Source organism: Pseudoalteromonas sp. T1lg10 (assembly GCF_002964545.1).
Classification (GTDB): Bacteria; Pseudomonadota; Gammaproteobacteria; order Enterobacterales; family Alteromonadaceae; genus Pseudoalteromonas.
The window spans coordinates 50,951-63,138 of record NZ_PQBV01000051.1 but is presented as its reverse complement, the minus strand read 5'-3'; the positions used below and the strand labels follow the sequence as shown (position 1 = coordinate 63,138).

11 protein-coding genes are annotated in these 12,188 nt (G+C 51.8%); 1 reads left to right on the top strand and 10 read right to left on the bottom strand.

What is annotated here, in order from left to right; translation table 11 throughout:
* Positions 1–23 precede the first annotated feature (23 nt).
* Genes C2M17_RS13565 through C2M17_RS13545 form a run of 5 tightly spaced genes read right to left on the bottom strand, consistent with a single transcriptional unit; the run spans position 24 to position 5,108 of the window.
* Entirely contained in the window at positions 24–881 is an 858-nt protein-coding gene (locus tag C2M17_RS13565; protein WP_105201270.1) for an aminotransferase class IV, read from the bottom strand.
* A 9-nt stretch (positions 882–890) separates the two neighbouring features.
* Positions 891–1,748, bottom strand: coding sequence for a glutamate cyclase domain-containing protein (locus C2M17_RS13560; RefSeq protein ID WP_105201269.1), 858 nt, complete (start codon positions 1,746–1,748; stop codon positions 891–893).
* Entirely contained in the window at positions 1,736–2,464 is a 729-nt protein-coding gene (locus C2M17_RS13555; RefSeq protein WP_105201268.1) for a 5-oxoprolinase subunit PxpA, read from the bottom strand. Before C2M17_RS13555 ends, C2M17_RS13560 begins: the two co-directional genes overlap by 13 nt.
* A gap of 8 nt (positions 2,465–2,472) precedes the next feature.
* Positions 2,473–3,267, bottom strand: a complete 795-nt coding sequence (locus C2M17_RS13550) for a putative hydro-lyase (protein WP_105201267.1) — start codon at positions 3,265–3,267, stop codon at positions 2,473–2,475.
* Between the two features lie 35 nt (positions 3,268–3,302).
* Positions 3,303–5,108, bottom strand: a complete 1,806-nt coding sequence (locus tag C2M17_RS13545) for a glycoside hydrolase family 3 N-terminal domain-containing protein (protein WP_105201671.1) — start codon at positions 5,106–5,108, stop codon at positions 3,303–3,305.
* A 280-nt stretch (positions 5,109–5,388) separates the two neighbouring features.
* Here C2M17_RS13545 and C2M17_RS13540 point away from each other — a divergent pair, with 280 nt between their 5' ends.
* A complete protein-coding gene (locus tag C2M17_RS13540) occupies positions 5,389–8,247 on the top strand; it encodes an FAD-binding and (Fe-S)-binding domain-containing protein (RefSeq protein ID WP_105201266.1) in 2,859 nt (952 codons plus the stop codon).
* On the opposite strand, the gene C2M17_RS13535 is transcribed toward C2M17_RS13540, so the two are convergent.
* The 5 genes from C2M17_RS13535 to C2M17_RS13515 all read right to left on the bottom strand — a co-directional run bounded on the left by C2M17_RS13535 (position 8,244) and on the right by C2M17_RS13515 (position 11,940).
* The gene (locus C2M17_RS13535; protein WP_105201265.1) at positions 8,244–8,609 is read right to left on the bottom strand and encodes a DUF1232 domain-containing protein; all 366 of its coding nucleotides are present in this window, start codon (positions 8,607–8,609) and stop codon (positions 8,244–8,246) included. The two genes, C2M17_RS13540 and C2M17_RS13535, sit on opposite strands and share 4 nt — an antisense overlap.
* 211 nt (positions 8,610–8,820) lie before the next feature.
* Positions 8,821–10,026: an ATP-binding protein gene (locus C2M17_RS13530; protein ID WP_158677975.1), complete on the bottom strand. Its 1,206-nt coding sequence runs from the start codon at positions 10,024–10,026 to the stop codon at positions 8,821–8,823.
* Positions 10,019–10,708, bottom strand: a complete 690-nt coding sequence (locus C2M17_RS13525) for a response regulator transcription factor (RefSeq protein WP_158681416.1) — start codon at positions 10,706–10,708, stop codon at positions 10,019–10,021. Before C2M17_RS13525 ends, C2M17_RS13530 begins: the two co-directional genes overlap by 8 nt.
* A gap of 2 nt (positions 10,709–10,710) precedes the next feature.
* Positions 10,711–11,085 (bottom strand): DUF3019 domain-containing protein, encoded by a 375-nt coding sequence (locus tag C2M17_RS13520; protein WP_105201262.1) that lies wholly within the window; start codon positions 11,083–11,085, stop codon positions 10,711–10,713.
* 15 nt (positions 11,086–11,100) lie between these two features.
* Positions 11,101–11,940 (bottom strand): MipA/OmpV family protein, encoded by an 840-nt coding sequence (locus C2M17_RS13515; RefSeq protein ID WP_105201261.1) that lies wholly within the window; start codon positions 11,938–11,940, stop codon positions 11,101–11,103.
* Positions 11,941–12,188 lie beyond the last annotated feature (248 nt).

Below are 12,188 nucleotides of genomic sequence, written 5' to 3'. Positions count from 1 at the left end.
AACAAGGGTCGAGTAGCAAGACCCTAGTAGTCAAATTTATGCTGGCTAAAGAGGCTCTGCACTCTTTGCCACATGGGCCCGGGGCGGCCCTGACCTATCTGTTTGCCATCGACCTTAAGCACGGGCCCCACTTCCTTGGTGGCCGAGGTGATCCACACTTCATCGGCATCGAGTAGTTCGTCCTTGGTGATCACTCGTTCTTCAATGCGCAGCTCGCTGTGCGTGTGCACGATTTGTAGAATCAACCAGCGGGTGATCCCCGGCAGTATTTGCGTGTCCAGCGGTGGCGTAGCGATCACACCATCTTTGACGATAAAGACATTGCTGGAACTGGCCTCGGTGATCTCACCCAGGGCATTAAATAAAATGGTTTCCTTATTACCTACACGGGCGCCGCTTTGGTAATGCATTACGTTGCCAAGCAGGGCGGTGGACTTGATGTTACAGCGCTGCCAGCGTCTGTCTTGCTCTAAAGAGACTTCATAGCTGCTGGCTTTGTCGGCATCGCAGCTGGGCTCGCCGGGCAGGGTAAAGCAAAATGCAAATACCGTGGGGGCAACGCCGCTGGGGTAGGCGTGATTGCGCTTGCTGTCTGTGCCGCGGCTAACGTGCAGATAAATGCCCTGGTTGGGACCTGGATTGGTGCTTAGCAGGGTCTCGCAGATCTCACGCCATTGCTCGATGCCGTAATCAAGGGCGATTTCGATGGCAGCCAGGCCCTGTTGCATGCGCTCGATATGGGCATTAAAGCCAAGCATTTTGCCATGGTAGGCGGGGATCACTTCATAGATGCCATCGCCAAACAGAAAGCCGCGATCCATGGGCGAAATCTTCGCTTCCTCGGGGGCCATATAGTCGCCGTTTAAATACACCTGGCTCATTGTGTTTCCTCATTCAGTGGGCAAAAAGCCCGTTAACCGTCGTAATTCTGTGATCACTGCCTGGGCATGGGTGGCATCCAGACTGTCTTCGGTGGCTTCGTTGCGTTTGGTGACACCATCAACGCTGCCGTGTTTGCTTAAATACGCCAACCAGTGCGGCGGGTCAATAACTGCGAGCATATCTTCTCGCTGCCACAGGGCAAAAAAGGCGATCAGCCCATAGGCACCCCAGTTGGAGACATCGGCCACTATCAATTCATCGCAGCTGGTTATGCTGGGAATAATGTCCAGCTGGCTCAGTGCCGAGGCGACCTTGCCCATGCCTATTTCATTACCGCCATCGCCAATAGCTATGCTGGTGCAGGGCGCGGTTTCAATAAAGGGATCGAAACTGGCACAGCCATGGCTGATATCCTCGCCACGCATATTGCAATAGCCGCCTTGCTGATTGAGCCCTGGGCGCTCTATGGCGAGCACACAGCCGACCTGCTCAGTAGCGAAGTACTGCTGTGCCAAGAGCTTTGCCTGGGGAAGATCGTTTAAGGGCAGTTGAAAACAATTAAAATCTTCACTTAGCTTGCTGTAAAGGGGGTTGCCACAGACCAACACAGGTTCTTTGCCAAGCGCCTTTAGAGCTAAATACAGGGCAATGGCGCCGACTGGCCCATCGGTTTCAAAGGTGCCGGCAACCCAAAAGCCGGTGCCGATCAGAATTTTTCCTTCGGCCTGATACAGGGCTTTTGCGCTGCGCTGCACATAGCCCGGCTGCAGGGCCGGTTGTATTTGTGCCATACCGCGCAGGTTGCGCGCCACCAAGAGGTCTTCGATGTGGCGACTGAGTTGCAGCTCTTTGTTTAGCGGGCACATAGGGCGCGGATCTCGATAATGGCGTTGACCGCCTCCAGGTTGTCGCCGTGAACACACAAGGTGTCGGCCTTTAAAGGCAAGGTTTGACCACCATGGGTTTGCACCGTACCCTCACTGACCAGTTGCTGCACCTGCTCTAACATCTCGGTTTTGGTTAACACACTGCCGGCCTGGTTGCGCGGCGTCAGGGTACCGACGTCGGTATAACGACGATCGGCAAAGGCTTCCAACAACAGGCTGACGTCTTGCTTGGCCGCCAGTTCGCTGTAATTTTCGGTGTTGTTGCCCGCTAAAATCATTAACTTAAGGCTTGGGTCATATTGAGCCACGGCTTGCAGCACGCTGACAAACACCGACTCATTGGCCATCATATCGTTATACAGGGCGCCATGGGGTTTAACATATTCCACTTGCAGCCCTTGTACCTTGGCCATGCCAGTCAAGGCGGCAATTTGATAATGAAGATCGGCGATCAGTTCGGTGGGGCTCAGTGCCATGGAGCGGCGGCCAAAGCCTTGGCGATCCGGATAACTGGGGTGAGCGCCAATACGCACGCCATATTGTTTTGCCAACGCCAGGGTGCGTTGCATTACCAAAGGGTCACCGCCATGAAAGCCACAGGCGATATTGGCCAAGTCGATATGGGCCATGGCCAGTTCATCCTCGCCCATGGTCCAGCTGCCAAAGCTCTCGCCTAAATCACAGTTCAGTAACATGCTGCCTCCTAAAACGTCGCCAACGAGGTATTTTTGATGTCGAGCACCAGCATATGTCCTGGGCTATGGGTAATGCAAAAGTCCGGGCGGGCATTGCTAATGGCCACTTGTGGGGTGACACCACAGGCCCAAAATACCGGTACTTCTCCCGCCTTAATGCTGACCGCTTCGCCAAAGTCGGGGCGATCAATGTCCTTGATGCCTATGGCTGCCGGATCGCCAAAATGCACCGGCGCGCCGTGAACACTGGGATAGCGACTGCAAATTTGGATGGCGCGAATGGCATCCTTGGGTTTCATCGGGCGCATGCTTACCACCTGATTGCCGACAAAGGGGCCGGCGCCGTTGCAGGCTTGATTGGTGATATACATGGGCACATTTTTATGTTCGCTGATATTGCGGATTTCTATGCCATCGGCCAGCAGCGCCTCTTCAAAGGAAAAGGAGCAGCCGATTAAGAAGCTCACTAGATCATCGCGCCAGATATCAATAACTTGAGTCGGTTCATCTATCAACTGGCCGTGTTCGAACACCCGATATTTTGGCAGATCGGTACGAATATCTAGGTCTTTAGCCAGAGTAGGGTGGCCCAGGGCGCCTGTTTCGGTTTGTCCCAGCAAGGGGCAGGCTTTGGGGTTGGCCTGACAAAAGCGTAAGAAATCGTAGGCGTATTTTTGCGGCAGAATAACCAGGTTTGCCTGGACAAATCCCGGCGCAAAACCCGATGTATGACCTGTGTAATCACCACCACGGATCAGCTTGCGGATATCCGCAGGGGTGTTTAGCGAGGCATTGGTATCCATTTTTATACGCCTTATCTGTAAATTAACAGCCTAGATTATTGTTTAATAGTAACAGGTAATTGTCCGCTTGGGATTTGTTGTCCAAGCAACACCTTGGCCAGGGCGCTAAAGGCAGGACCTTGCACCGTTTCGCCGTCATCCACGTCTATGTTATAAGCGTAGGTGGCCAGTATGGCATCGGCATAAGAGCCAAAGCGGGCAATATCATAGGGCGCGCGCAGGCTCACAAAAACCGTGGGCTTTTGTGTGTTTTTGGCCTGCTTTAATAAGCGCTCCAGGGCGTCTGGTTGCTGCGCCTGACTCAGGGCAAATGCGGCAATGGCATCGCTGTCGTCCATACCGCCAATTTCCACCGCGCTTTGCGCCGGGCTGGCATTTCCGGCGATGACAAGATCAACTTCTTCTATCAGCGCCTGCGCCTTAACGGGATCATGGCCTTGCAGGCTCAAGCAGTGGAATTGGGTGTCTTTCAAGTATGCTTGTAGCGCTTGCTCCAGGGCCATGCACTTGCGGGTGTCGGGCATAATAATGGCCACGCTTTTGGCGTTTTTAAGCATGCTCGCAGTGTTCTTGCCATTCTTTATATCCGTGATGGCGGCACTGGCAAGCTCAGCCTCTAAAGCACGATGCTTAGGGTTACCTAGCACTTGCTTGGCGACGGCCTGCTGTTTACTTAGCTTCTTATGGTGCTTGGGCAGTAACTGATAGCTGGCCTTAAGCGCCATAATCCGGGATGCGGATTGCTCAAATTCTGTGGCATCCAGCTCGCCTGTTTGCACCGCTTTTTCTAGGGCATCAATGAGCGCGTTGAGCTTGGCGATATCGTCTTGGTTACGCACGGCTATGGGCATCAGGGCAATATCCACCCCGGCCTTAAAGGTGTTGATCACCGCATCTTCGGCGCTAAAAAAGTGGCTGATCCCGGCCATATCCAGCGCATCCGTGATGGTGACGCCGCTATACCCGAGCTCATCGCGCAGCAAGTCGGTCATAATGGCGCGGGACATGGTCGCCGGTTTGATCATGGTATCGCCGTCCTTGCTGACAAAGGTGCTGTTGTCGAGCGCCGGATATTGAATATGGGCGGTCATGATCATGCCTGGAGCATGGCCGGCATCGATAATCTGTTTAAAAGGCGCTATATCCTGGGCCATCACCTGCGCCTTATCATGGGCCACCCGCGGCAAGCCGGTGTGGCTGTCGACATTGGTGTCGCCATGGCCGGGAAAGTGCTTTAACGCAGCTATCACCTGGTGCTGCTGGTAGGCATCGACCTGAGCGCCGCCAAGCTCGGCCACAAGCTGAGGGTCTTCACCAAAGGAGCGAACATTGATCACCGGATTATCCGGGTTCATATTCACATCGACCGTGGGCGCATAATTGAGGTTAATGCCCAAGGCGTTCAGCTCAGTGGCAATCACCTCGGCACTGCGGCGGGCAAAGTCGGTGCCATGGCGCGCATAGGTAGCGCCGATAGACATATTGCCGGTCATGGCGGTGCCTAGTTCCCGGGGAATACGGGCAACCCGGCCACCTTCCTGATCGATACTGATAAAGAGCGGGGCGCCAAGCTCACTTTGCTGTGCCGCTCTTTGCAATTGCTGGGTGAGTTCTACCATTTGTGCGCTGTTTTCAAGGTTTTCCGCAAACAGGATCACACCGCCGATTTGCTGCTGCGTCAGCAGCTCTGCCAAAGGTGCTGGTAAGGTGGTCATAGGCGTACGGCAGCGGGCGCTGCTAATATCCTTATCTTCGCAGTAGTAGCGAAAATCCAGCATGAGTTTTTGGCCGATTTGCTGTTTTAGCGTAAGCGCCGGGGCGGCTAGGCTAGATGCACTCATAAATACACATCCTAAAGTGGCGAATTTGGCTAGTCTGTTGGCTTGCAGGCGAAGCGTCAAGGCACTGACTAGGCGGCGGAAAATCATGGCGAGCTCCCTTGGAATAAAGTATTCAAGATTCTATAGTTATTAATACCATGAGCACAAGCGCTTTAGGCGCGGCTAATACACAGCATGGCCATCTATTCTTTATATATCAGTACTGATCTATGAATACGAGTTTAATAATATTTTATTCCCAGCTATGCTAGGGCAACCATGTTATAGCTAGTGCCTCATTATGTCAGAGTCCCCTAAGGCTATGGAAGCCTTCATTGATGCCATGACCACAGTCCTCGGCCGTGAGCAAGTGATCACAGATTATGCCTTGCGTTATGCCCTGGGCACGGATGCCAGCTTTTATCGCTTAACGCCTCAATGTGTGGTGCTGGTCAAAAGCGCCGAGCAGGTACAAAAGGTGTTGTTAAGCGCCGGCGAATATAAATTACCTGTCACCTTTAGGGCCGCCGGCACCAGTCTTTCCGGTCAGGCCATTAGCGATAGCGTACTGGTACTGCTCAGTGATGATTGGCAAGATTATAAGGTGGGCGAGGATGGCAGTTGGATCAGCCTATCGCCTTCTTTGGTCGGCGCCCGAGTGAACCGCATTCTGGCTCCTTATGGGCGCAAAATCGGCCCGGATCCGGCCTCTATCAATAGCTGTAAAATCGGTGGTATCGCTGCCAATAATGCCTCTGGCATGTGCTGCGGGGTGAAACACAACAGTTACCACACCTTAAAGGACATGGCGATTATCCTTGCCGATGGCACCTGCCTCGATACCGCTGATGAGCAATCCAAGGCGGCGTTTCGGCAAAGTCACGCAGCGCTGCTCAATGCCCTTGAACAGCTGGCGCAGCAGGTGCGTGATAACCAGGGGTTAAGTGAGCGCATCGCTCATAAATATCGCTTAAAAAATACCACTGGCTATGGCCTTAATGCCCTGGTGGATCATCATGATGGCATAGAGATCATTAAACACCTGATGATAGGCTCTGAGGGCACTTTAGGCTTTATCGCCAACATTACTTACAACACGGTTATTGAGCCTGCCTTTAAACGCACCGGATTATTTACCTTTGCCGATGTCGACAGCGCCTGTGCCCTTATTGAGCAACTAAACGCCTTGCCCATAGCCGCGGTGGAAATGCTGGATAAAAGGGCGCTTTTATCGGTGCAGGGGCATGCGGTGATGCCGCAAAATGTCGCCGATTTCCCCTCTGAGGCCACGGCCTTGCTGATCGAAATTAGCGAAGAAAATCAGCAGGCACTTGATGGGCTGACGAGCTCGGTCAATACCATTTTGGCGCAATATCAAGAGCAGCTGGTGCATAAGTATCCCTTGAGCGACGATGCCGAGCTGGCACAGGCGCTTTGGAATGTGCGCAAGGGCACCTTTCCGGCGGTGGGAGCGGTGCGTAAAACCGGCACTACTGTGATCATTGAAGATGTGGCCTTTGCCTTGGCGGACTTAAGCCGGGGCATTAAGGCGCTGCATCACTTGTTTGATAAGCATGGCTACACGGAGGCCATTATTTTCGGTCATGCCCTGGCCGGGAATCTGCATTTTGTCTTTACTCAGGCCTTCGATAGCCCAGAGCAGATTGAGCGTTACGAGGCATTTATGGCCGATGTGGCGCATTTGGTGGCGGTGGAACTCAAGGGCTCTTTAAAGGCGGAGCATGGCACCGGACGTAATATGGCACCCTTTGTGGCGCTCGAATGGGGCGATGAGGGCTATGCTGTTATGCAGCAAATTAAGCAGTTATTTGACGCTCAGGGGATTTTAAATCCCGGGGTGATCATCAACGCCGACCCTCGCGCTCATGTGCAGCATGTTAAAGCCATGCCCGCCAGTGATGCGCACATAGATAAATGTATCGAATGTGGTTTTTGTGAGCCTGTGTGTCCATCCAAGGAATACACCCTTACGCCACGCCAGCGCATCAGCCTGAAACGCCATGAGCAACAATTGCTTAATCACGAGTTCAAAGACAAGGACGCCTATCGACGTCTGGCCGCTGTGCAACAGGGTTATCAACTTCTGGCCATAGACAGCTGTGCCGCCACCGGCTTATGCGCCACTCGCTGTCCAGTTGGCATTGATACCGGAGCCTATATCAAGTCGCTGCGCGCCAAGCAGATGGCTAACAAACCTGTGATCACTAAAATCGCCAACTGGAGTGCAAATCACTTTGCCATGACCAGCGCTCTGGCACGAGTGGGTGTGCGCGGCGCTCATTTAAGCGCCAAACTGCTGGGGGCGCAGCGTCTTGAGCGTTTTAGTGCCCAATTGCAGCAGCGTTTTGGTACGCCGCTCTACTTTAGTGCCTGGCCCAAGGCGCAGCATGGCGAGCAGACTAGCGGCCAGGTTATCGACGGCGATAAGGTGGTGTATGTGCCCAGTTGCGGCAACCGTATTTTTGCCAATGCCACCGAGCAAAGTGTGCAGCAGACGCTGCAAAGCCTGTGCGACAAGGCAGGGCTGACCCTGGTAATACCCGAAGAGATAGCCGAGTTATGCTGTGGCATGCCCTGGCAAAGCAAGGGACTGGCGGAGGTGGCCACACAAAAACAGCAGCAATTACAGGAAATCATCACGCAATTGAGCGAGCAGGGGCGCTGGCCCGTGGTTATGGACGCCAGTCCCTGTGCCCTGCAAAGCCAACTCCAAGAAAAGCAAAGCCAGCACGAAGAAAGCAGCCCAATTCGGGTGCTGGATAGCCTAGGTTTTGCCAGCGAATATTTATTGCCTCGCCTAGCAATTGAAACCAGCGACCAGCCTTTGTGGCTACATATTACCTGTAGTTCGCAGCATTTGGATGCTGGTAGCGCCATGCTGAACGTGGCCAGGGCGCTTAGTTCCAAGGTCAGCACTACGGAGGTGAGTTGTTGTGGGTTTGCCGGTGATAAGGGCTTTACTCACCCCCAGCTAAATGAGCATGCACTACGCCATGTTAGCGCCAGCAAACCCCAAGGTTGTACTGTGGGCTACTCTAACAGCCGTACCTGTGAGATTGGTCTAACAAGGCACAGTGGAGTGACCTTCTCTTCCCTGCTGGCTTTGTTGGATGAGCGAGCGGCGGCACTCGCTAGCTAGACGAGGGAGCGAGCCTTAAGCAGTAATTGGTGGGCTTTGAGTTCGGCAAGAACCTTGACCCTGGCATCGATACAGGCAAGCAGGGACACGGCGGCCACGGCCAGCAATAAAATGTCGTCTAGTAAACCTAGGCTTGGGTATGTATCGGTGATCAGGTCGTAAGGAAAAGCCACATAGGCCAGAGTTGCGCATAAAGCGAGGCGGTGTAACGGGGTGCAGGTATCGCCACTGATGGCGTAGTACAGCAGTAAAATACGTGCTAGTACTGCGTGTGCCAAATTACAGAGCCAGCTTGTTGCTGCCTGTACGCCATGTGCCCTTGAAGCTTGAGCGCGTTCAGGTGTAACGGTTCTCTTGTTCATTTTTCCCCTCCTGCTGAAACAAAGTTAGCTCGGGAGGGGAGAAAATAATATTACAGCCAGTTACGCCATCGCTCTAGCGCCAGGCGTGGTCGAGTTAAAGGGCACAACAGTAAAGGAAATGTCTAACCAAGTTGATTCCTAACTATCCAAGCGCAAATACAGGTCTTGGTATTTGAGCCATCTCGATAAGTTGGCTTGATGAAAAGCTGGGCTAGATTTCGATTTGTCGCGGCCAGCTGATGCGAATATGGGCGCCACCGGTTTCGGGATGTTTGCCCAAAGTCATCTGTCCCCCATGCCATAAACAGATGCGCTCGACTATATAAAGTCCCAGGCCGTAACCACTGGCCACCGCGCTGTCTTTGGAAGATGAAAAGGGCGCTAACAAGGACACGGCGTCGTTGGGCAGGCCCGGACCGTCGTCGTAAACCTCAAGTACTTGCATCTGCTCCTGTTGTTGAAGCCTTAAGATCACTTGATGTTGAGCATACTTAACGCCGTTAAAAAGCAGGTTCTGCACTAGGATGGCAAAGCTATTTGGTTCGCAATAGAGCTTGTCCAAGGCCACCTTAGTCTCGATATTGACATCGGTAAAGAGCTGATTCTTTTTCGCTTCTTGATTAATAAACTCTTTTGCATCAAGTGCCTGCAGTTGCAGGGGTTGAGTTAGGTATTCGACCCGGGCAAAGTCCAGGTACTGGCACAGGCGGTTTTCTATCTCGTCGATATTACGTGCCATGGTGCGCTGAATTTCTTCATCGAGTTCGCTGTGCAGGGAGAGAATAAAGCGCATGCGCGACAGCGGCGTGCGAATTTCATGGGAAATGATCCGTGATAAGTCTTCGTGCAGTTGAATAAACTTGCTGATGCGCTCGGCCATATCGCTCAGGGTTTGCGCCAAGGGGTAGACGGTTGAACTCGGCTTTACCTTGGCGCTAAAGGCTTTCTTTTCTCTGGCGAAGCGTCGAGAGGCGCGTTTTAGTTCAGCCAAGTCTTTGAATACAGGCCAGATAAAAGACATCACAAGAAGCGCAATGGCACTATAGACCAACAAAAAATAGATGCTGTGCTCATCCGGTGGCGGCGCCACGGTAATGGGGCCGATGCGATACACAGTATCGGCCTTATCGCCGCTGCCAAGAACATAAACGAAGTTGCCCTCGCTTTGGATCACGGTCAGCATTTTCTGCTCGTTAAGTTGTTGTGCCAAGGCCGGTGGTAAGGCCAGATCCTGGCGCGCTAAACTAACCAGGTTGTCGCCCTTGTTATCAATGAGCGCTGGCCACTGGCTTACCGGCAGGGCGATGCTGGGGGATTGTTCAAATACATAGTTTTGGTAGATCTGCCCAAAGGCGATCAGCGCTGCGATAACACTAACAATGATAAATACGTAGAGGCGAAAAAACTGCTTACGCATCGTGCTCGGTCGGTACTTGCAGCAGGTAGCCTTCGCCACGAATAGAAATAATGTCCAGCCCTTCAATGCCATGATCGCGAATTTTGCGGCGCAAACGGCTCACTTTAAGATCGGCGGCGCGATCCAGGCCGTCGTATTCTCGGCCAATGATTTCCTTGAACAAGGTTTCCCGCGACAAGGGGGTGGGATAGTGCTGGATAAAAAGACTAAACAGCCGCACTTCATCGTCATTGAGACTGAGCTGTTGCTCTTTACAGTGTAAAAGTCGGTGTGTGGTATCGAGTTTTAATTGTCCTATGGCCTTGGTGGCCTCACCTTTGCCGCTTAAGCGCAGACTATTGTTAATGCGCGCTAGCAGTAGTTCGGGGCGAATAGGTTTGATTAAATAATCATTGGCACCCAGATTAAGCCCTTTTATTTGCGAGCGATCCGAATCGAGGGCCGTTAAAAATAAAACCGGGCAACTAAAGTGTTTTTTTAACTGAGGAAAGAGTTCAAAACCATTTCCATCCGGGAGCATGACGTCGCAGAGAATGATATCCGGCTGCAGTTGGTCGAAGTGAGCCTTAAAGGCGGCGATACTATTTACTATGTTTACATCAAGTCCATTTTTGCTTAAGTAACGACTAATTAGACTGGCTAACTCCTTGTCGTCTTCTATAAGTAGAACCTGGTGCGTCAATGTTAAATACCCCAACCAAAACGTCTTCTTACGCGATAGTTTTTTGAGGCGAGTTTCCCCACCTCTAATTTTTGTTCTGCCAGTACCATTCCGGATTGATCGGTCAGGGTGATGGTGGTGTTGGTTTCAAGTGTCACCTGATAGGTCACCGACACCCGGTTGCCGTTAAAACACTCATATTGCCGCTTTGGCAGAGCAATACTGATGCACAGTTGCTCTGCTGCTGCCGATACCGCATTGACATGAATTTCCATGGTGCAGCTAGTGGCTTGTAGCTCGCCAATGCAGGTGTGTGGAGACACCTTAAGGGTACCCTCCACAGCAGATTGCATGGATGCCGGCAGCATTGATAAGGCAACAAAGTAATTAACTAGCATGAGATGTTAGTACTGCTAAAACTCAAAAGTAATCCCGGTAAAGCCAGTCATATACTGGTCTCGATCAAACATAGGTGTATCACTTAAATCGTTGTCAATCCACGTATTTGAGATATTTAGCATAGCACTTAATTGCTCGCTAAGGCGGTATTTGTACTCAAATTTAAGGTGATAATTTAGCGCACTATTCAAATCATATCTGGGGATGCGCGACAATGCCTCGCCCGGATGGATGCGATAGTAATACTCGATGAGTTCGGTGCTTTTATGGGTCACTCCGGCCTCCATGACAAACTGGCCGCCAAGCAAGTCTTGACTGTAATAGGCTATGAACTTGTTTTCCAAGCCATTATGCACACCGCTGATATCATGCAGGGTACTAAGTTCAAGGCCCCAGTTTTTTGCACTGTAACCGAGCGCCAGACCGCCTTCGTAGGCCAGGCTGCGCTCTATGGGAGTGAGTTCGATAGGTGTGGCGTTGGGTCTTCCCGGGCGCGGCGAATTGCGCACCGCCGAGGTGGCAAAGAGCTTATCTATGCCGTCAAGCTCGAAGAAAAAACCGTCTTCGTTAAAAGCACCGACAATATCCAAGTACCAAGATTTATCCTGGTGCAAACTGTAGCCCAGAGCAAAATCGTCGAAGTACCATTTCTCACCATAATAAGCCAGGTGCGGCAGAAGAACAGAAGTGACGTGTTCCGCCCCTTGAATTGGGTTTTCGATGCCACCGTATCCCACGGTGACTGACGCCTCTAATGTACCTACCTCAATATATTGTGCCGACTCGCTGGGCGCATCCTGGCTCAGTACCGAGGCGGAAAATAATGTACACGCAAGGGCGATATGTTTATTCATGTTTCAGTTGTATTCCTTCTCTGCGTTAACTGAATCTTAATTATTTGTCGATATTACGCAAGCCACGTTAGCGCAGTGCAGGGGGTTTGGCAAAGCATCAATCCAAGATAAATATTTGCTCGATAATGTATTCCAATGATTTATATGGAATTTTTAAATTGTTAACAGAATTCAATGTACAAATTGCTACATTAATCCCAGTCCAAGTTACCTTCTGTTCTCTGTGTTAATTTAGTGTGTCTATTTTG